Origin of the sequence: Algoriphagus sp. oki45, from assembly GCF_036245605.1 — a bacterium.
Lineage (GTDB): Bacteria > Bacteroidota > Bacteroidia > Cytophagales > Cyclobacteriaceae > Algoriphagus.
On record NZ_BTPC01000004.1, the window covers coordinates 288778 to 310553 of the forward strand.

17 protein-coding genes are annotated in these 21776 nt (G+C 45.7%); 13 read left to right on the top strand and 4 right to left on the bottom strand.

Annotated features, from left to right (window positions below; translation table 11 throughout):
- Positions 1-46 precede the first annotated feature (46 nt).
- On the bottom strand, positions 47-883 hold the full coding sequence (locus AAA942_RS17235; RefSeq protein WP_338221544.1) for an alpha/beta hydrolase: 837 nt from the start codon (positions 881-883) through the stop codon (positions 47-49).
- A gap of 31 nt (positions 884-914) precedes the next feature.
- On the opposite strand from AAA942_RS17235, the gene AAA942_RS17240 reads away from it, so the two are divergent.
- From AAA942_RS17240 to AAA942_RS17270, 7 genes are all read left to right on the top strand, one after another.
- A complete protein-coding gene (locus AAA942_RS17240) occupies positions 915-1151 on the top strand; it encodes a DUF4160 domain-containing protein (protein ID WP_338221545.1) in 237 nt (78 codons plus the stop codon).
- Positions 1114-1365: a DUF2442 domain-containing protein gene (locus AAA942_RS17245; RefSeq protein ID WP_338221546.1), complete on the top strand. Its 252-nt coding sequence runs from the start codon at positions 1114-1116 to the stop codon at positions 1363-1365. The genes AAA942_RS17240 and AAA942_RS17245 overlap by 38 nt, the downstream gene beginning before the upstream one ends.
- Before the next feature lie 56 nt (positions 1366-1421).
- A complete protein-coding gene (locus AAA942_RS17250) occupies positions 1422-2624 on the top strand; it encodes a serine hydrolase domain-containing protein (protein WP_338221547.1) in 1203 nt (400 codons plus the stop codon).
- Between the two features lie 76 nt (positions 2625-2700).
- Positions 2701-3807: an efflux RND transporter periplasmic adaptor subunit gene (locus tag AAA942_RS17255; RefSeq protein WP_338221548.1), complete on the top strand. Its 1107-nt coding sequence runs from the start codon at positions 2701-2703 to the stop codon at positions 3805-3807.
- Positions 3804-5060 carry an ABC transporter permease gene (locus AAA942_RS17260; RefSeq protein WP_338221549.1) on the top strand — a complete coding sequence of 419 codons (1257 nt, stop codon included), beginning with the start codon at positions 3804-3806 and terminating at the stop codon, positions 5058-5060. Before AAA942_RS17255 ends, AAA942_RS17260 begins: the two co-directional genes overlap by 4 nt.
- A gap of 10 nt (positions 5061-5070) precedes the next feature.
- The gene (locus AAA942_RS17265) at positions 5071-5745 is read left to right on the top strand and encodes an ABC transporter ATP-binding protein (RefSeq protein ID WP_338221550.1); all 675 of its coding nucleotides are present in this window, start codon (positions 5071-5073) and stop codon (positions 5743-5745) included.
- Positions 5746-5828: 83 nt separating this feature from the next.
- Positions 5829-6305, top strand: a complete 477-nt coding sequence (locus tag AAA942_RS17270) for a nucleoside deaminase (RefSeq protein ID WP_338221551.1) — start codon at positions 5829-5831, stop codon at positions 6303-6305.
- Between the two features lie 192 nt (positions 6306-6497).
- On the opposite strand, the gene ffh is transcribed toward AAA942_RS17270, so the two are convergent.
- Positions 6498-7835 (bottom strand): signal recognition particle protein, encoded by a 1338-nt coding sequence (gene ffh / locus AAA942_RS17275; protein WP_338221552.1) that lies wholly within the window; start codon positions 7833-7835, stop codon positions 6498-6500.
- Positions 7836-8177: 342 nt separating this feature from the next.
- Between ffh and AAA942_RS17280 the strand changes: the two genes are divergently transcribed.
- From AAA942_RS17280 to AAA942_RS17290, 3 genes are read left to right on the top strand one after another with little or no spacing between them, the layout of a single operon-like run.
- Positions 8178-10592: a YfhO family protein gene (locus AAA942_RS17280; protein WP_338221553.1), complete on the top strand. Its 2415-nt coding sequence runs from the start codon at positions 8178-8180 to the stop codon at positions 10590-10592.
- The gene (locus AAA942_RS17285; RefSeq protein ID WP_338221554.1) at positions 10579-11307 is read left to right on the top strand and encodes a class I SAM-dependent methyltransferase; all 729 of its coding nucleotides are present in this window, start codon (positions 10579-10581) and stop codon (positions 11305-11307) included. The genes AAA942_RS17280 and AAA942_RS17285 overlap by 14 nt, the downstream gene beginning before the upstream one ends.
- A gap of 7 nt (positions 11308-11314) precedes the next feature.
- Complete coding sequence (locus AAA942_RS17290; protein ID WP_338221555.1) at positions 11315-11839, top strand: FKBP-type peptidyl-prolyl cis-trans isomerase; 525 nt, start codon at positions 11315-11317, stop codon at positions 11837-11839.
- A gap of 55 nt (positions 11840-11894) precedes the next feature.
- Here the strand turns inward: AAA942_RS17290 and AAA942_RS17295 are convergent, their stop codons facing one another.
- Together AAA942_RS17295 and fahA are read right to left on the bottom strand one after the other, a co-directional pair.
- Complete coding sequence (locus AAA942_RS17295) at positions 11895-13406, bottom strand: hypothetical protein (RefSeq protein WP_338221556.1); 1512 nt, start codon at positions 13404-13406, stop codon at positions 11895-11897.
- 246 nt (positions 13407-13652) lie between these two features.
- Complete coding sequence (gene fahA / locus AAA942_RS17300; RefSeq protein ID WP_338221557.1) at positions 13653-14921, bottom strand: fumarylacetoacetase; 1269 nt, start codon at positions 14919-14921, stop codon at positions 13653-13655.
- 170 nt (positions 14922-15091) lie between these two features.
- On the opposite strand from fahA, the gene AAA942_RS17305 reads away from it, so the two are divergent.
- The 3 genes from AAA942_RS17305 to AAA942_RS17315 all read left to right on the top strand — a co-directional run bounded on the left by AAA942_RS17305 (position 15092) and on the right by AAA942_RS17315 (position 21628).
- Positions 15092-16978, top strand: coding sequence for a CocE/NonD family hydrolase (locus AAA942_RS17305; RefSeq protein ID WP_338221558.1), 1887 nt, complete (start codon positions 15092-15094; stop codon positions 16976-16978).
- 279 nt (positions 16979-17257) lie between these two features.
- Positions 17258-20236, top strand: a complete 2979-nt coding sequence (locus AAA942_RS17310; protein ID WP_338221559.1) for a SusC/RagA family TonB-linked outer membrane protein — start codon at positions 17258-17260, stop codon at positions 20234-20236.
- Positions 20237-20248: 12 nt separating this feature from the next.
- Complete coding sequence (locus tag AAA942_RS17315) at positions 20249-21628, top strand: RagB/SusD family nutrient uptake outer membrane protein (RefSeq protein WP_338221560.1); 1380 nt, start codon at positions 20249-20251, stop codon at positions 21626-21628.
- Positions 21629-21776 lie beyond the last annotated feature (148 nt).

Sequence of the window (21776 nt, forward strand, 5' to 3'; positions counted from 1 at the left end):
ACAATTATGGAATAGCTACCCTGAAAAAAGGATCAATCCTCATTGATTAAATTCTTTCTTCCACCCAATCCACCATCACCTGCATGGCCTTTTCCCGATCCAGGTCATTGATCAGCTCATGATAGCCTCCAGGAAAAGTAAGGAAGGTTTTGTCCTTGGATTTTGCCTTTTGCGCCAGCAATTCGGAACCCTTGGGATTGGTCAATCGATCTGCATCTCCATGAATCAGCAGGAAGGGCAACTCGAATTCCTCCGCTTTTTTCTGGATAAACTGCATCATCTGATAGATTTCGTATCCGGTTCGGGCAGGGATACTTTCCTGATAGATTAGCGGGTCATTTTTGTATTTTTCCACTTCCTCGGGAATGCGAGACACCCCAGCGATGTCCAGTTTCAAAACCTTGAGCTTAGGGAGTAATCGGTTGATCAATCCGGATACAGCAATCAAAATCGGAGAAGTCCCTTCGGCCTCCTTGATGGCAGGGGAGCTGAGAATCACCCCTGTCGCCTCCGGTCCATACTTAAGCACATAGGCAGCTACCAAGCCTCCACCCATACTGTGCCCGTAAATGAAGGTTTTCAGACCGGGAAGATAGGTTTTGACTTTATCAAAAAGCGCATCGATGTCTTTCAGGTAATCCAAATAAGAATCGAAATAGGCACTGGGCTTCCCCTCCGCCGATTTGCCATGCCCTCTACCATCAAAGGTAAACACTGCCACCCCGATTTCATTCAGTTTTTGGGCGAAAGTGGCATATCTCCCGCTATGCTCACCCAGTCCATGTACCAGAAGCAGGCCTGCTTTTGGGGCTTCAGGCATCCACGCTTGCAAGTAAAGTTTTTGTCCGTCATGGGCGGTGTAGGAAGTTTCTAAATGTGGCATTAGTTGAATTGATTTTTTTAAATTTATGCTGATGCCGACCATATTCAAGCAAAATGGGTTTAGAATTTTCTTTAATAGCAACGATCACTTGACTAAGCATATTCACATTGACAAGTCCGGGAAGACGGCTAAGTTTTTTCTAGACCCTATTCAATTGGTCGTTTCAAAAAAGTTTTTCGCTTCCGAATTGCGAGAAATTCGTATTTTGATCCAAGATAATCTGAAACTAATTGAATCAAGTTGGGATGAGTACTTTAACAAATCTTAAATCAAATCAGGCAGTTGATCTTTCATTTTCCAATGGAAAAATGACCATTTTCATGGAGGATGGTCGGGAAATTGGAATTCCGATTGAATGGTTTCCAAGATTACGAGAAGCAACCAAGGAACAACTTGAAAAATGGAGATTCATTGGAAATGGAGAAGGTATCCACTGGGAAGACCTTGATGAAGATTTATTGGTAAGTGAATTAATTTCTTAAAACAATTTAAACCAAGGCTCGAAATCAAAATTCGAGTCTTTTTTATATCCAATCATATGATCCAAAAGACCCTTTCAACTCTCCTTTTAGCCCTGTTTATCAGCTATTTAGGACTTGCACAAACTAACCTTTCTCCAGAAAGACTGGCCCGCTACGACGCCTATTTTCAAAATGAAATTGATCAGGGAAAATTGCCGGGCGTGATCACTCTGGTCTACAAAAACGGAGAAAAAGTCCATGAATCGGCATTGGGCGTAAGTGATATCTCCACAAAAACCCCGATGAAGTCCGATCAAATCTTTTTCATCCAGTCCATGACCAAACCCATCATTACCACAGCTTTTATGATGCTCTATGAGGAAGGACATTTTTTTCTCAATGATCCTTTACATAAGTATTTACCCGAATTTAAGGATGCTCAAGTGGCCAAAGATCCCGAATTAGGCTCCGAGGGAGGGTTGGAACAATTGAAATCTCCAATCACACTAGCCCAGCTAATGAGCCATACCGCAGGCTTCTCTCATGGCTTGGGATCTTCTAAAGTTGACAAAGAGGTAATCGAAGGACTGTATTATACTGCCCATCCTGACATAGCCACCCGAGTCTCTGCTTACGCCAAATTACCTCTCTACGGCCAGCCTGGAGAACAATGGTACTATTCTGCAAGCCCGGATATCCTAGCCAGACTCATTGAAGTGATTTCCGGAAAAAATCCCGCTGAATTCCTACAGGAGAGGCTTTTTGGACCTTTGGGAATGAAAGACACCGGATACAATCTCACTGAGGAGCAAAACCAAAGAATGGTCACTCTTCATACTTACGATGAGCAGGGAAAACTCATTACAGCACCCAGACAAACTCCGACTTCAGGAAACACCGTCTTCGCCGGGGCCAATGCCCTGTTTTCCACTGCCCATGATTATTCCCTTTTTGCCCGGATGATGCTCAACGGCGGAGAATGGGAAGGAAAACGCTACCTCAGCTCGAAAACGGTGGAATTGATGACTTTGCCACACGATAATGGACTTTTCCTGGATCCCGGAAAAGGATTCGGTCTTGGTTTTGCAGTAATCGATGATTTGGCCGATACGAAGGCCTTGGGTTCGGAAGGCACATTTTATTGGAGTGGAGCTTATTGCACCTATTTCTTCATTGATCCCAAGGAGGATATGGTCGCAATTTTTATGACTCAAGTAAGCCCTTTTAGCTCTTTTTATGAAAATCGATTCCGCCAGATGATTTATCAGGCTGTTCAATAAAAGGAGGCAAAATGACATTTCTCAGGTTTTTCACAGCCTGTAACCTTTATGTTTGTCAAGTCAATCGATCCAGCATATGTCATGTTCCTCGCTGAGTAAATCCTTCATTTGGTTTGGATTACTTTTTTCTCTTCTCCTTTTCTCCTGCGGAAAAGAAGGTGAAGAAACTGTTTTTCCTGAGTACAAAGCCATTACAGAATCAGTTTATGCTTCCGGTTTGGTCAAAGCCAAAGATCAATACGAAGCATTTACCATGGCCTCTGGGCCTATTCAGGAGATTTTTGCCAAAGAAGGGGATACGGTAAAAGCAGGAGACCCCATCCTGCTTATCTACAATGAGGCCGAAAAGCTAAGGAAAGAAAATGCCCAACTTGCGCAGTCATTTGCAGACCAGCAAGCCAACCAAACCCGCCTTCGGGATCTGGAATTGGCTATCAGCTTTGCCAAAAACAAACTCTACAATGACTCCCTGCTTTGGGTACGTACCAAAAATCTTTGGGACAAGGGCATCGGTACGGCCGTGGAACTCGAACAGCGAGAGCTCAACTTCCGCAACTCAAAAACCAGCTACGAGTCTTCTCTTTTGAGGTATCGGGACTTAAAAAGAGAAATCGAATACAATTCAAAAAGTGCCGGAAAAAATCTCGCCATCATTCAGGTGGTAGAAAATGAATATACCCTCAGAAGCAAAATTGACGGAGTGGTTTTTTCATTACTGAAAGAAGTCGGAGAAATGGCCAATCCTCAAACTCCCCTTGCTATCATCGGCAGTCCGGGGGAATTCATTCTTGAGCTTCAAGTGGACGAGTACGACATCGCCAAAGTGGAGGTAGGACAGCCTGTTATTGTAAGCATGGATAGCTACAAAGGAGAGACTTTTGAAGCTGAGATAACCAAAGTCTACCCCATCATGGATTCCAAATCCAAGACTTTCACACTCGAAGCCGTCTTCACCAAAGCGCCTATCAAGCTTTTTCCCAATCTCAGCCTGGAAGCGAATGTGGTTACACAAGTGAGCCTCAAAACTCTGGTGATCCCCAGAAATTACCTTTTGGGCGAGAATCAGGTCATCACCACAGATGGAGATACCTTGACTGTAAAAGTGGGCATAAAGAATTTTCAGTATGCCCAAATCCTTGAAGGCCTCAGCAACACCACCGAACTAATCCTGCCAAATCAATGAAGTGGGGACTGATTTTGGGGATTGCCAAGGCGCTGATGCTCGCCCGGATGAAGCAAACGCTAGTGGCTGCGACCGGGGTGATGTTCAGTATCACCATGTTTGTAGCCTTGCTCGGTTTCATGAATGGGTTGAACACCTTGCTTGATGGTTTGGTGCTGAATCGGACTCCGCACATCCGTTTTTACAACGAAATCAAACCCAATCCCAATCAGCCCATCGATCTAAATCCGGATTTTCAGAATTCGATCAATGTCATCCGCTCGATCAAACCCAGCACCAGCCGTCTGACCATTCACAACAGTGAATCTATAATCCAGACCCTCCAAAATGATCACCGCGTGCTCGGGGTCAGTGCTAAGATCTCTGCGCAGGTTTTCTTCAATATCGGAACCATTGACCTGACTGGGGTAGTGAATGGAATCGATGTGGATCAGGAAGCTCGACTGTTTGCCTTCAAAGATTATGTGACGGTGGGAAACTATCAGGATTTGAACCAGATCAATACTATCATCCTCGGAAAAGGGGCCGCCGACCGGATGATGGCGGATATTGGCGATGTCATTCAAGTCACAACCGCTCAGGGCAACAGAGTTCAGCTGAAAGTAGTCGGCTACTACCAAAGTGGCTTGGGTGATTTTGACAATACAAACAGCTATGCCTCTATCTCCACGGTTCAAAAGATGCTCGGGGAGCCTACCTCCTATATCACGGACATTCAAGTCAAGCTGCACGATTTCAATCTAGCCCCTGCCATGGCCAAAGAGTTGGGGGGAATTTTCCAGATCGATGCGGATGATATTCAGACTGTTAATGCACAATTTGAGACAGGGACTCAAATCCGAACCCTAATCAGCTATGCGGTGGGTATCACGCTCTTGGTGGTTTCGGGTTTTGGGATCTACAATATCCTGAATATGATGATCTACGAAAAGCTGGACACTATTGCGATCCTGAAAGCGATCGGATTCAACAGTCAGGATGTCAACCGGATATTTATTGTGATCGCGCTGTCCATTGGTGTAGTTGGAGGGGTTTTAGGATTGATTTTCGGATATCTAGCTGGACTGGGAATCGATCAGGTTCCCTTTGAAACGGAAGCCTTACCGACAGTGAAGACCTTCCCTGTGGACTACAATCCCAAATACTACCTGATCGGGGGGATTTTCAGCCTGATCACCACCTACTTTGCAGGCTTTTTCCCTGCCAGAAAAGCCTCAGGAGTAGATCCGGTAGAAATCATACGAGGAAAATAGACTGACTCAAATGAAGGTATTGGAAGCCAAAAATATCGACAAGTTTTTCTACAACCCTACCGAAACTCAAGTGCTTAAAAAAGTGAGTTTTCAGGTGGACCGAGGGGAATTTATCTCCGTGGTGGGAAAATCCGGCTGCGGCAAGTCCACTTTGCTCTACATCTTGTCGACGATGGATACCGATTATCGGGGTGAGCTTTTTATGGATGGGGAATTGATCTCCGGCAAACCCAAAAACTACCTAGCCCACCTGAGAAATGAAAAAATTGGCTTCGTGTTCCAGTTTCACTACCTGCTCAATGAGTTCTCAGTCTTGGAAAATGTGATGATCCCGGGGTTGAAGTTGGAGAAGTATTCCCGGGAAGAACTGGAGCATCGGGCTATGGAAAAGCTGAAGATCTTTGACATGCAGGAGCATGCACTTAAAAAGGCCAATCAGCTCTCCGGAGGTCAAAAACAGCGGGTAGCCATTGCCCGTGCCTTGATAAATGATCCCCTGCTCATCATGGGAGACGAACCCACCGGCAATCTGGACAAGAAAAACTCGGACATTGTCTACAACAAATTCAAGGAATTAGCCCAGGAGTTCAAGCAAACCATGCTGATCGTGACCCACGACCCGGAATTTGCCGAAGGTACCGATCGGATTATTGAGATGGAAGATGGGAAGGTAATCCGGCACTGATCGAATCTATTAGCAAAGAGAAGCGTAAAACAAGAGAAGCCTTTCTGCCTTTTTATTTTTTACGAATTAAACCTCCACCTACCATGAAAAAATCACGAATAGACTTTATGAAAAAGGCCATTACCCTGGCCAAGGAAGGAATGGAAGCCGGAAATGGAGGCCCTTTTGGCTGTGTGATCGTCAAAGACGGAAAGATCATCGGGCAGGGTTCCAATATGGTTCTGAAAACCAAAGATCCCACGGCCCATGCCGAAGTAGTGGCAATCAGGGATGCCTGCCAAAATCTGAATCATTTTCAATTGGAAGGCTGCGAGGTGTACACTTCCTGCGAACCCTGCCCCATGTGTTTGGGGGCGATTTTTTGGGCGAGACCAGCCCAAGTCTTCTACGCATGCACCAAAGAAGATGCGGCAGATGCGGGATTTGATGATGAGTTTATCTACAAGGAAATAGAAATCAAGCCCTCCGAAAGAAAAATCCCTATGGAAAATTTGCTAAGGGAGGAAAGTTTAGAAGCCTTTGAAATCTGGAAGGAAAAGGGAGATAAGACGCTGTATTAGGGCAATGGGATTTGGAGTAAGGAGGTTTGGTAGTGGAGAAAAGAAGACATTATTGAAAGTCATAAAGCTGAATTCAGAAAGCTAAAATCAGCCCAAATAGGGCTGGTATAATCGAAACATTTTGAAATGGAAGCCAAAAACCCGATCCTTTCAGACCGGGTTTTCAGATTTCAGAATTTATCCTTCTGCCTTTTATCTTCTTCCTCCGGGAGGCATCATTCTGCCCAAAGCCTGCTTGGCACCGCCCATTTTGTTCATCTGCTTCATCAGCTTGCGCATGTCGTCAAACTGCTTCATCAGATTATTCACTTCAGTGATATTTCTTCCCGAGCCATCCGCGATCCGCTTTCTTCGGCTTCCGTTGATGATATCCGGCTGCTGACGCTCCTTGGGAGTCATGCTTCGGATAATTGCTTCAATCGGCTTGAATGAATCGTCATCGATATCCAAACCTTTCATGGCTTTGCCCATTCCGGGAATCATTCCCATCAGGTCCTTGATATTTCCCATCTTCTTTACCTGCTCTAGCTGAGAAAGGAAATCATCGAAATTGAAGTTGTTTTGCCGGATTTTGGCATTGATCCGCTTGGCTTCGTCTTCATCAAATGCCTGCTGTGCACGCTCTACTAAGGAAATCACGTCACCCATACCTAGGATCCGCTGAGCCATACGATCCGGATGAAAGACATCCAGATTTTCCATTTTCTCCCCGGTGGAGATAAACTTAATCGGCTTATTCACCACGTGACGGATGGAAATCGCGGCACCACCTCGGGTATCCCCGTCCAATTTGGTCAAAACTACCCCGTCAAAATCCAATCGCTCATCGAAGGTCTTGGCTGTATTCACGGCATCCTGACCAGTCATGGAGTCTACCACAAACAAAGTCTCGGATGGATTAAGCGCTTTTTTCAGCTGCTCAATCTCCTGCATCATCTGCTCATCCACTGCCAAGCGGCCCGCAGTATCGACGATTACCGTCTTCTTTCCTGTCTTTTTCGCGTGAGCAATCGCATTGTTCGCGATCTGTAGGGCGTTTTTGTTTTCAGGCTCGGCATACACCTCCACACCGATCTGCTCTCCTAATACCTTCAACTGATCAATCGCCGCAGGTCGGTAAATATCACAAGCTACCAAAAGTACCTGTCGGCCATTTTTCTTCAGAAATGCTCCCAACTTTCCGGTAAAAGTAGTCTTACCCGAACCCTGCAACCCGGAAATCAGGATCACTGCCGGATCTCCGCTGAGTTTGATGTCCACTTTGGAACCGCCCATGAGCTTGGTCAGCTCCTCTTGGGTAATTTTGACCAAGAGTTGGCCTGGAGAAACGGAGATCAGGACATCCCGGCCCATGGCCTCCTCCTTGATCTTGTCGGTGACTTCTTTGGCTACTTTATAGTTGACGTCGGCATCGATCAAGGCTCTTCTGATTTCCTTGACGGTGGTTGCGACGTTGATTTCGGTGATTTTTCCGGTTCCTTTCAGGGTTTTGAAGGCCCGGTCCAGCTTCAAACTTAAATTATCAAACATGTGGCTTTTCGGCTATTTGGTGCAAAAGTAATGATTTTGGGCTTTTGGGAAGGAAAATATGCGGTAAATAAGAAGGAAGACCGAAGGAGGGGTGTTGTAGGTAGGATGCCCCGTGAATGAAGAGATAAAGCAGGAAGACGGGAGACCGAAGACCGAAGGAGGGTCAACCTGAGCACCTTAAAAAAGGGACTGTCTAAGTCGAACCCCGTAGGAGTAAAAAATCTGTGCTCATCTGTGATTTTGATCTGTGAAAATCTGTGGGAACCTATTGAAATCATTTCCTCTCACTCTTTCCCACGAAATCCCTAATTTGCAAGCCGAACGTATCACAACACGGCCTGCATGAAACTTCAATTTCAGAAAGACATTCTTCCCCACCTGATCGGGGTACTTTTCTTTTATCTTATTGTCGTCCTCTATTTTTCTCCAATGGTCTTTGACGGCAAGATCATTTTCCAAGGCGATATCCTTCAGTGGGAAGGCTCTGCAAAAGAGATTTTGGATCACCGGGCGGAAACCGGTAAACAATTGCTCTGGACCAATTCGATGTTTGGAGGTATGCCGGCTTATTTCATTAGCATGGAGCTTCCCGGGGATATTACCAATCTGCTGATTTCCATCCTCACCCTTGGTCTCCCCCACCCGATCAATGGACTTTTTTTTGGAATGGTAGGCATGTATATTTTATTGCTCACCTTCCGGGTAAGACCCATCTTTTCCATTGCCGGAGCCATTGCTTTCTCATTCAATACCTATAATCTGCTCTCCTTGGAAGCAGGACACAATGCCAAAATTTGGGCAGTTTGCCTCATTCCGCTGATCTTGGCGGGTATTCATCTGGCATTTGAGAGAAAACACCTGCTCGGCGCGGCCCTTTTGGCTCTTGGCCTCGTACTCCAACTGAAATTCAATCACCTGCAGATCACCTACTACTCGCTAATCATTTCCGTGATCTACGTGGCGGTACGACTGATTTTTTCCTGGAAAAAAGAAGGGTTTGCCTCTTTGGCCAAAGCCTTGGGCTTCTTGGTGATCGGGGCTTTACTAGCTGTGGGAGGAAATCTCACCCGTCTGGCCACTGCCCTTGAATACAGCCCCTACTCTACCCGGGGAAATGCCACCTTGGAGAGTTCTTCTTCAGGTTTGGATAAGGATTATGCCTTTGGCTGGTCCAATGGAATCATGGAATCCCTCACTCTGATAGTTCCGGACTTTTATGGAGGAGGAAGCAATACGCCTCTTTCTAAGGATTCTGCTTCAGAAAAAGCGCTAAGAGCCCAAGGATTGGACCCGGCACAGATCAATGGCTTCATCAAAGGAGCACCGACTTATTGGGGGGATCAACCTTTTACAGGAGGACCGATTTACGGAAGTGTGATTTTAGTTTTCTTGGCCATTTTGGGGATTTGGGCTGCGCCAAAAGAGAGCCTGATCTCCTTTGGGACCATTATTATCCTTTCGCTAATGCTTAGCTGGGGCAAAAATCTGGCATGGTTCAATTACGCCTTATTTGACATATTGCCGGGATATAACAAGTTTAGGGCGGTTTCCATGGCCTTGGGTATGACACTATTTGCCATTCCGGTGTTGGGAATGATTGCCTTGGAGCGATTGTCCCAAACTAGGGAATTGAAGCCTCTGCTAATTTCCGGGGGAATAGTCGCTGGATTAACTTTGATTTTGGCAGTTGCCTCGGGAGCCTTTTTCAGATTTGAAGGGGCAGCGGATGCCAATTTTCCGGATTGGCTGATAACAGCTTTGAAAGCCGACCGAAAAGCCATGCTTTCAGCCTCGGCCTGGAAAAGCTTTGCCTTCGTTGCCCTTTCTATGGGTTTGATCTATTTTTACCTGAAAGGAAAAATACCCGAACTCATCCTCGGTGCAGGACTGATTGCCCTGATCACCATCGATGTCTGGACGATCAACAGAAGATACCTGAATGGGGAATCCTTTCAGGGAAATCCTTCCCGACAGTATTTTGCCGAAACTCCTGCTGAAAAAGAAATCGCCAAAGATTCAGACTATTTCCGGGTACTTTCTCTGACAGAAGGGCTGACCCAAGGAGCCAGAACAAGCTACCGATTCCAAAGCTTGGGCGGCTATCATGGCGCTAAGCTTAGAAGGTATCAGGATTTGGTGGACAATCAGCTTCAGTTTGAGATTCAGGATTTTGTCCAAAAAGCTCAGGAAGGCAACTTTGACTGGAATGGAATCGGAGTGATCAATATGCTCAACACCAAGTACCTGATGGCTGGCTCGGAGGCCAATTCAGTTTTTGAAAATCCGGAAGCCAACGGGGCGGCCTGGATTCCTCAGGAAGTAGTACCTGTGACTTCGAATCAGGAGGAAATCGACCTTTTGGGAGAAATCGACACGAAAGCTCAGGCCACGTTAAATACTGAAGAATACGGCTCCATCAATGCCGGAACTGGCCGGATCGCCTTAAATGAACACCTACCCAATCAGCTGAACTATTCCGCAGAAATGACTCAAGGCGGCTTGGCTGTATTTTCGGAGATTCACTATCCCAAAGGTTGGAAAGCCAGGATAGATGGTCAGGAAGCTGAGATTCTACGGGTGAACTACCTACTGAGAGGTTTGGAAATACCAGAGGGGAACCATGAGATTGTGTTTACCTTTGAGCCTTCAAGCTACTACAGTACCAAAACCCCAACTGTGATCTTCCAATATTTGATCCTGATCGCATTGCTTGGCGGTCTTTATTCTACTTTCCGAAAAAGTCATGTCCAATCCTGAAAATAAAGACCAAGTCGTCAGCTTCTATGACCAATTTGCTGAGAAGCAGGAAAAAACCGGGATCAACTCTCGGCACTTGAGCATTTTGGACAAAGTCAAGCTAGCCGGACTTCAATCCGACCACAAAATCCTGGAAGTCGGCTGTGGGATTGGTACAGTATCCCATCTGCTTGCCACGCAGGTGCCCAAAGGAAAAGTACTTGCGGTGGATATTTCACCGGAAAGTATCGAGAAAGCGAAACTGCTTTGGAAGGATCAAAAAAACCTCAGTTTTGAGGTCTCGGACATGTCTGACTTTGACAAAAAAGGAGAGACTTTCGATTTCTTTGTATTCCCAGATGTGCTTGAGCACATTCCTGTAGATCAGCATTTCCGTTTATTCCAGCATATTCAGAAGCATTCCCACTCGGAATCGGTGATTTTCATCCACATTCCTGCCCCGCGCTATCTACAATGGATGATCGTAAACGAGCCAGAAAAGCTTCAGGTTATTGACCAGCCTTTGGACTCAGGAGACCTGATCAAAAACATTACTGCAAATGGTTTTTTCCTCGATAAAATGGAAACCTATTCCCTTTTCTTTGAAGAGAAAGACTATCAGTACTTTGTCTTTCGCGCAGCAAAACCCCTGCACAAATCAACCCCAAAAAACAAATGGGCTGTACTAAAGGAGCGGATCCGAATTCGTCTCAAATACGGACTACCCAATAAATAAATAAATCATGAAAATCGAGGAGAAAAAAGTGGTAGGCTTGACCTACGAGCTAAAAGTCAGCAGAGACGAAGACGATATCGAGTCTGCGCCATTCAGTGTGGAAATCAGGGACGAGGAAGACCCATTTTATTTCCTGTTTGGTCAAAGTGGTCTACCGGAAAAATTTGAAGAGCTCCTTTCGGGAAAAAATGAGGGAGAAGACTTTTCCTTCGTGCTCAGTGCTCAGGAAGCCTATGGAGATGCAGATGATGAGTTGATTATTACCCTTCCCACGTCACAGTTTTCCGGCGAGCGGGGCTTTTCTCCCGAAATGCTCGATGAAGGGAATTTTCTACCCCTAATGGATGAAAACGGTTACAGCATGCAGGCTAAAATCCTGAAAAATCTGGGTGACCAGCTGATTTTGGATTTCAATCATCCTTTGGTAGGGTTCGACCTTCACTTTGATGGGAAAATCATAGAGGTAAGACCCGCCACAGAGGAGGAAATGCAACATGGTCATGTACACGGAGACCATGGAGCGCATGACTGAATGAAATGAAAAATCAAAAAGCCACCTGAATTCACTTTCAGGTGGCTTTTTGCTTTTAGCCCAGCAATAGGGTCAGGTTTCGATGATTGGATACTTTGCCTATGTAGCCATACCCATTGGTCGTCCGGGCGGTGGCTGATACGATAAAGCTATACGCACAGCTTTGTGGCGGTCTCCAATTTCCGCTGGCAGGAATGAGGAGGTTTGAAAAACCTTGCCAATTTCCTTTCGAAGAATCATATCCCTCGGAGTATATAGAGGTGGACTGACCTGCCCCGTAGGTAGCGTAAAAACTGACTCCACGCAAATTACCCTGAGGATCAAAGGCCGTAATCCTGAAATTGATTCCATCGGGAGGATTGCCAATGGTCTCAATCGCACAGGCTGACACTTCGGTTCTACCGTGTTTTATACTTTCTATATTTACTTCCGGAAGATGATTATCGATATACAGATCGATCGTTTGACTCGCAGTAGGATCAGGCAAATCAACAAATCCCACTCTTTTATAAAACACCACGCTAATTGAATAGAGGCCTGGAAGGAGTGCCGTCGTAGGGAACTGAATCAATAAATCGTCAATGGAATAATCCTTGGACGGATCCGCCAATTCGTAGAATCCGAGGCTGGACGGTCCAAAAGTTTCCAAGATGTATGTAGACCCATTCCAACGGTAATTTGACCAATTGGATATCAGCTTTTGGGCAGACCCTCCCGGAGGAGTGATGTGTACCTGATATTTTTTCTGACCCGAAGTCCAAAGATTCTGCATTTTCACTCGGTTGCCGATCAGGTTCAACGTCCCTCCAAAAGCTGCATTGTCCGCCGGCACGAAATATCCGGAGTCCGTTGTGGCTCTGCCCGAAGCGTTGATTTTGGTGCTGGGAATCAAGCCAACGCTGCCGATCAATGGTCCCAAATCTTTAGAGGGAATGGTCGGCTTCCGGGAAAGAACCAACTGCCGGAGTTTGGCGAAGTCCTTATAGAAATTTCCGGGAAAATCTGTAGTAAAACCGGGATTGCTGGATTTGACCCGAAAACCAAAGTACGTGTAAGGCGTGCTCAACGGCCAGGAAATAGCCACATTGATCTCACTCAGGTCAATCTTGAACTTCCATATCCTGTGTGAATTGGGTGAATTCATACTGGAACCAAATTCCTGTCTGACCTCACTCAGAGAGGTATCCGGAAGCAACCCAGTCCATCTTCCCGGTCCTAGGTATTTTTGTTTACCCAGTTTATTGGGTTGTCCGGGGTAGAGAGCATAGTTCACGTCCGAATTGGAAGTGATCGCCCGGTCCCGGTTGACATCAAAAGTCAACCAGAAATAATCGTTGGTTCCGGTGTCATTTCCGGTGTCCTCGACTACATCCAGAGCCAAATAGAGAAATCTGGCATCATTCTTTGCCAAAACAACCCCCCGCGAAAACTTGAGGGTACCGGCATCATCCCAGGCACCTGAATTGACAGGAGCATCGAGATCAATAGGGACTTGTGCCCATTCGCTTTTGAAAGGAAGTGCAAAAACGATAGGAGACGTGATGGAAAGGCTTCTTAGCTTAGCCATAAGTTGAAGAGTTTTAGTTAAAAATAAATTAGGTATTCACTCCGGAAACCGGGTATTTGCTTGATAAATATCCCGAAAAGGAACGTTGACAAATTATTTTCGGGAACCTAATACGCTTGTTAAACTAGATTAACAAGTATCTGAAAATCAATTAGATATAAAGCTAGCTTTTTTTGGCAAAAAACAAAAAAACCTGCCTCTTCAGACAGGTTTCTTCACTGTTTTCAATCTGAAAATTCAAGTAAATTACTTGCTCGGGAGGATTTTCCCACTGACTTCTCCAAAACCAACCCGTATTCCATCCTTTTCTGCAAAGCCTTTCAGGATTACCGTATCGCCATCCTCGATAAATTTGCGCTCTTCTCCGTCCTCAAGTTTGACAGGCTTGGTCCCTTTCCAGCTGAGCTCTAGCATAGAACCATAGGAGTCTTCTGTCGCGCCGGATATAGTGCCAGAGGCCATCATATCCCCTACGTTGATATTGCATCCATTGACCGTGTGATGGGCTAGCTGCTGGGCAATATTCCAATACATGTAGCTAAAGTTGGACTGACATACTTTGGAAGCTTTTTTGCCTTCAGGCTGAATAAACACCTCCAAGTTGATATCAAAACTATGATTCTGCTCGCATTTGAGGTAATCCAGGACCTCTGGCTCCTGTACTGGTCCTGCCACACGAAATGGTTCCAAAGCCTCCATGGTGACTACCCAAGGTGAAATGGAAGAACCGAAGTTTTTTCCTAAAAAAGGACCTAAGGGCACATATTCCCAAGCTTGAATATCTCTGGCAGACCAGTCATTGAACAGAACCATTCCAAAAATATATTCTTCCGCATCCCCAGTACTGATTGTATCTCCCAGTTTAGTGGGGCGACCTGTTATGAAAGCCATCTCCAACTCAAAGTCCAGTCTTCTGCTGGGACCAAAGCCAGGCTTGTCCATATCCGGATCCTTGAATTGCCCCTTGGGACGATAAATGGGTGTACCTGAGACCACGATGGATGAAGCTCGGCCGTGATAGCCCACTGGTAAATGCTTCCAATTGGGCAAGAGGGCATTTTCCGGATCACGGAACATTTTACCTACATTGGTAGCATGCTCTATGCTGGAGTAAAAGTCCGTGTAGTCACCTATTTTTACAGGCAATAGCATTTCTGCCTCTTTGCGGTTGACCATCACTTTTCCTCGGGCAGAATGATCTCTCAACTCTTCGTTGTCTGCAAGTAAAAGCTGCTGTACCCGTTCTCTGATTTTGCGCGTTTGTGTTTTCCCCAAAGCGATCAATTCATTGAGCGAATCCTTGAGAAATATTCCCTCAGGCAGGAAAAAGGTGGAAAAAAAGCCCTCCTGATCCAAAACACTGAGGTCAACGATTTTATCCCCTATTGCTATCCCGATTCTTGGGCTGAGCTTTTTGTTTTTGAAAACTCCAAAGGGAAGATTATAAATGGTGAAATCGGAGTGATTCGGCATTTCTACCCAAGTACTCAGAGTATGGTTCGAACTGTCGGACATAAGTAAAAATTATTGAGCTGCAAATTTAGCCTTATCTGGGTAAATGAAAAATCAAACCACACCTCCGTGAGGATAATCCGTGAGACTCAGGCTAAAAAAAGCCATTTATCAAAAATCAGCGACGATTTGGAATTTGGTGCTTAACTTAAGTTTTCTAAACTCAACAAACTATGAGATCAAAACTGATACTGTTTTCTTTTTGGTTTTTTCTGGGACTGAGTCCACTGGTAATTGCCCAGGAAAAACCTGTTTTAGTCCAACTCGATGAGATCGCTATCATCGATCAGAAAGTAATGATGCCTATGCGGGATGGAACCCGGCTCGCGACGGACATCTATCGACCCAAGGGGGATGCCAAAGTACCTGTCGTTTTCTCCAGAACCCCCTATAATTTCAACACCTTCGGAAACGGAGAAATGAATGAAAGAACCCTTCAGACTGCGCTTTCTTGGGTGAAAAAAGGCTATGCCTACGTGGTACAAAACGAAAGAGGGCGATTCTTTTCCGAAGGAAACTGGGATATTCTCGGAACTCCCCTGACGGATAGCTACGATGCGTTTGAATGGATGTCCACACAGCAATGGAGCAATGGAAAAATCGGTCTTTTGGGCTGTTCGTCTACAGCCGAATGGCAAATGGCAGCTGCCTCACTTCAGCACCCTGCATTGGGTGCGATGGTTCCTCAGGGCTATGGTGCCGGTGTAGGCCGAATTGGAGATTACTTCGAGCAAGGCAACTGGTACCGAGGTGGTGCTGGACAGATGCTTTTCACAGCATGGCTTTACAGCACCCAGCATGACCCGATGGCTCCCAGATTGCAGCCGGGAATTGGACAGGAAGATTTATTGAGATTGCAGCGCTTCTATGACATGGCACCGGAATATCCACGAGTGGATTGGAAAGAAGGCTTAGCTCACCTTCCGGTACAGGATATTATCAAGAATGCCAAAGGCCCCATGGGAATTTACGAAGAAATGATCACCCGAACACCAAACAGTGCTCGCTGGTATCAGGGAGGACTTTATCATGACGATATGCCCTTCAATACCCCAAGCATGTGGTTTGTCTCTTGGTATGATGTTTCGTCATCACCCAATATTGCCCTATACAACCATGCCCGTCAGAACGCAATCAGTCAGATGGCTAGAGACAATCAATATTTGGTGATTGCTCCTGTTTTACACTGTGCATACACCCGGGCGACAGAAAATACGATAGTCGGTGAAAGAAGTGTGGGCGATGCCCGATGGAATTACGATGAGGTAATCACCGCTTGGTTTGACCTTTGGCTCAAAGGGAAGGACGAAAGTGGAACCATTGCCAAAATGCCCAAAGTGACCTACTACACCATGGGAATCAACAAATGGCAGTCTTCGGATGTATGGCCTCCCAAAGAAGCAGTAATGACCTCCTTCTTTTTGGATTCCGAAGGAAAAGCCAATACTCGGAATGGAGATGGAAAGCTAGTCTCCAAAGCTCCAAAGACTGAAGCAAAGGACACCTTCAAGTACGATCCCATGAATCCGGTTAATTCCTATGGAGGAAATGTCTGCTGTACCGGAAATGCCGTACAGGGAGGTTCTTTTGACCAAAGTGAAATGGAGCTGCGGGACGATATCTTGGTCTACACTTCCGAGCCTCTGGCCGAAGGAGTGGAAGTATCCGGCTTCATAGAGAGCTACCTGTACCTATCCTCTGACGTATTGGATACCGATGTGACCGTCAAGCTGATCGATGTATATCCTGACGGAAAGGCCTATAACCTGGATGAAACCATCCAACGGGTACGGTACCGCGAAGGGTATGACAAAGAAGTGATGATGGAAAACGGGAAAGTCTATGAAATCAAAATGACTCCTATGAGTACTTCCAATTATTTCGAAAAAGGGCACCGCATACGAATTGAAGTGAGCTCATCCAATTTTCCCCGTTTTGACAGAAACATGAATACCGGCGGAAATAATTACGATGAGTCCGAGGGAAAAGTCGCCACCAACAACATTCATCATGGAGGGAAATTCCAAAGTAGAATAGTCATACCTATGATAAAAAATTAAGACTTTTTATAAATAAAGAAAACCGGCAGTGATGTCGGTTTTTTTTTATACTGATTTCCTACCCGTGGGAATAGTTACAAGCATTTCAAGCCTCCTTTTGCCAAGCAATTGATTAATGAAAAATCGAAGCTCCTCGAATTATCTAAATAATTCTTTAAATTTTTCTTATCGAAGTAAATACTTTCCGTTTATCATTTTTTTTTCTGGAATTATTCTAAAACTCACGAGGATTAAAGAATTTTTAAGAAATTCGGATATAACCAACATAATCTTAACCATATGTTCAAATTTTACAAAACCTTACTCACCCTGGCCTTGCTCTGGGGTTCTGTGGGCTGGGCTTGGGCTCAGTACACCGTCACAGGCAAGGTCACGGACGAGCGTACCGGCGAGCCATTGATTGGCGCCAGTATTTTGCTTCAAGGAACCACCACAGGGACTATCACTGACCTGGACGGTGGTTTTTCGATCACGATCCCTACCAATGAGGGAACTCGCTTGATCTTTTCTTCCATTGGCTATCTGACTCAAAACGTGGATGTAGCCCCGGGAGTCAGCATTCTCAACATCCAGCTAAAACAGGATGCGACCAACCTGGAAGAAGTAGTAGTAACCGGCTTGGCTACTTCCGTGAAAAGAAGTAACCTCGCCAATGCTGTAACTTCAGTTTCCTCTAAAGAGCTCTTGGGAACAACTACAATTCAGACTACGGATGGGGCGCTTTACGGAAAGGTACCCGGAGCCACCATCCGATCCAATGGCGGTGCACCAGGTGGGGGCATCTCTATCCAGCTGAGAGGGATTTCCAGTTTGACCGGAGCTTCGCAGCCCCTGATCATCGTCGATGGTGTCTACATCAGCAATGCCTCTCAAAGAACTGGTAGAGCTAGCGTGACCGGAGCCGGCGGAAGCAATCAGGATGACGGCTCCAACCGACTTGCTGACATCAACCCTGCGGATATCGAAACTATCGAAATTCTGAAAGGCCCATCTGCTGCCGCCATCTATGGTACTCGCGCCAATGCTGGGGTAATCATCATCACTACCAAAAGAGGTCAAGAAGGAAGAACAACGGTCTCACTATCCCAGGATATCGGATTTGCACAGCCTCTTCGTCTGCTCGGAGTGGATGATTGGAGTGAAGAAAAAATCAACTTCTTCTTTCCTGAAGCCAGAAGACCTCTTGAATTGGAAAGATTCCGAGCGGCACAGGCAAGCGGGACTTTCGTGGATTATGAAGATTTCTTTTATAACAATCAAGCAACTCTTCTTAACACGCGTCTGAATGTCTCTGGAGGTAATGAAAAAACCAAGTTTTTTGTATCTGGTAACATCACCAACGAGGATGGAACGGTAAGAAACACAGGGTTTGACCGATACTCAATCCGGGCTAACATCGACCATAAAATCACCAATGGCATCCGATTGGGAGTTTCTTCAAACTACATCCGATCCAATACCGACCGAGGCTTTACCGGAAACCAAAACAATACCGGAGCTTCCATAGGCTATTCCATTGCTTATGTGCCAAATTATTTTGATTTGAGGAGAAATGCGGACGGAACCTATCCGGTAAATCCTTATTTCTCTGAAAATCCAGTTGCTGTAACCGATAATGCGGTAAACAACTCCTTGGTCAACCGATTTATCCAATCCTTTACTTTGGATGTGGACCTGTTGAAAACAAACAACAGCTTCCTGAAGGCTCAGATCTCCGGAGGTTTGGATTATCTCCAAAACAGCACCTTGATTTATCTTCCTGAATTCCTTCAATTCCAAAGAGGACAGGCTAATCCAGGTGATATCTTCAAAGGAAATCAGGAAAGCTTCAATACCAACTTCCAGGCTGCTTTGGTTTACAATTGGAATTTGGGTTCGGTAAACATGAATACTTCAGCAGGTTTGGTAAGACTGGACTTCGAAAACAGCTCCATTTTCAACCGAGGACGGGGTCTAGTTCCGGGCCAAACCAACCTTCAGCAAGCCGCAATTCAGGAAATCAATTCCGAATTCAACAGTAAAATTCAGGATGCTGGGATTTTTGCACAGCAGGAAGTAAACTGGGAAGATAAGATTATCGGTACGGTAGGTATTCGATGGGACAAATCCACACTGAACGGAGACCCAAATAAATTCTATTCTTTTCCAAGAGCATCCGTTGCCTTCAACTTGGCCAATTTTGACTTCTGGAATGTAGGCTTTATGAACCAACTCAAGCCCAGAGTAGCTTATGGGGAAACAGCCGGCCCGGTGAATTTTGGAGCTACATTTACTCCGCTGGGAGGAACAAATATCGGAGGCTTGTTGGGGTCTGTTGTAAGTACTCAAATCGGGAATACACTGATTTTGCCAGAGACTGCTCGTGAATTGGAATTTGGCGTGGATGCTGGTTTTTTCAACAACCGATTAAGTGTGGAAGCCACTTACTACATCAAGTCCACTCAGAACAATATCCAAAACCTCAATCTATCTCCTTCTACGGGGGTGAATACAACACCTAGCAACGAAGCTGAACTGGAAAATCGAGGGATAGAACTTTCTATCTCCGGTACTCCTATCGAATCAGCCAATTTCCGTTGGTTTAGCCGAGTGATGTTTTGGAAAAATGACCTCTTGATGACCCGTTTGGGAATTCCTACTTATATCGCTGGCGCATTTGGATCTGGGTTAGGGACCTTCCTTTATGCAGAAGGGTACTCTCCGACTACTATCGTAGGATCACCAGCCAATGCTGACAATCCTGGAGGATTCACCTTCTGGGGAGATGCCCAGCCGGATTTCAACATGTCCTTCTATAATACTTTGAGTTTGTTTAAAGGATTGGAACTTTCCTTCCTGATCGACTGGAAAAAAGGGGGCGACAACATCAACCTGACCTCTTTCCTTACAGACGGTGGAGGAACTACCAACGGATGGTTTGACGATGACAACGGAGACGGAATTCCAAACGGTAGACAAAGACCACCAGCGCCACACAACAATGCGGGCCGATGGGTACAGGACGCTTCTTTTGTCAAAATCAGAGAAATCGGTTTATACTACACCGTTCCAAGAACTACGCTAAACAGCTGGTTTAGCAATACAGTCCAAAATCTGAAAGTGGGCACCTCAGTCAACAATGCCTTCTTGTTCACAGACTACCAAGGATATGATCCTGAAACCTCCACTTTTGGTGCTCAGGCCATCGCAAACAACGTGGACATTGCTCCATACCCTACACCTCGTAGAGTATTCTTTCACTTAACTATTGACTTCTAAATCGGCATAATCATGAAAAATGTAAAAAAATACTTTGCTTCAGCATTGATTACGGCCGCAGTACTTGCAAGCTGTAATCCGCTGCAACTCGATGATGTCCAAGATCCAAACAACCCTTCTGTGGGTTCAGTAGCGAATGATGCTACCCCTCAGCAGATTCAGTTTTTGATCACTGGACTCGAATCCCGTCATAGAGGTTACGTAACCAATATCTCTCAGGCGTGGAATACCTTCGGAAGGGAAATTTGGTACCTCAATGCATCTGACCCGCGATTCCAAACGGATTGGCTGGGACAAAACGGAAGAGTACCTGACCGGTCTTATTTCGGATTTGGCAGTACAGGAGGCGGATCTTGGGCGTCCCCTTATCAGGCAATTAAGCAGGCCGACGTATTGATATTGGCTGCTCAAAACACCAATCTAATTCCCGAAACTTCCAAAAGTGCGGTGAATGGCTTCGCAAAAACCATCCAAGGATATCAGCTTATGATTCCTGCCAATTTCGTCTATGAAAACGGAATCCGGGTGGATGTAGCTGATCCATTGAATCCGGGACCATTTGTTCCATATGCTCAGGCATTGGATGTCATCAAGGGTATTTTGGATGCAGGGGATGCGGATTTGGCGGCTGCCGGTTCAGGAAATTTCCCTTTCACTTTGACCCGTGGATTTGCCGGATTCAATACGATTGCCGGATTACGACAAGTCAACCGAGCAATCACAGCCCGTCTCAATGCGTATAGAAAGGATTGGCAGGGTGTATTGTCGGCTTTGGATCAGTCCTTTATGAATTTGGGTGGTCCTTTGCAACTCGGTCCATCCCACCCATATGGTGCTGCTCCAGACATCTTCAATCCGCTGTTCTATATTCCAGACGCAGCAATCAACACCATCATCGTGGTTCATCCTTCCGTTTTGGATGATGCGACTCCGGGAGATTTGAGAGTTCAGAATAAGTTCTTTGAAAGAACCACTCCGGTGACAGTGACCACCGATGCAGGAGCTTTGGTAGGTACCCATCAGGATGCTCGCTGGGCTTCCAATACGGTGTCTATTCCATTCATCCGAAATGAAGAATTGATTCTGCTGAAGGCTGAAGCTCACGCCAACCTCAATCAACCTGCATTGGCTGTGGAAGCCATCAATATCATCAGAAATGCAGCCGGTATCGGCGATTATACTGGTGCCACCACGACCGAAGCGCTTATTGACGAGATCCTTTATCAAAGAAGATATTCGCTTTGGGCTGAACCTTGGGGCCACCGATGGATTGATGCCCGCCGCTATGGTAAGCTATCCGAAATTCCTACCAGCTATGATGGTGGAGCCATTTTCACCCAGTTCCCTCATCCACAGGCTGAACTAAACTGGGATGAATATTCAGGGAACTAATCCTCTATTCAATTAAATCAAATAGACCGGCAACATTGTCGGTCTTTTTTTGCTTTTCCAAAAATTTAAACCGGTTCTGCAAAAGGGGAAAGTTTAATTCCTAACTACTTTGCGCTTCTTTTCTAAAACCAAATCTCCCAATTCTACC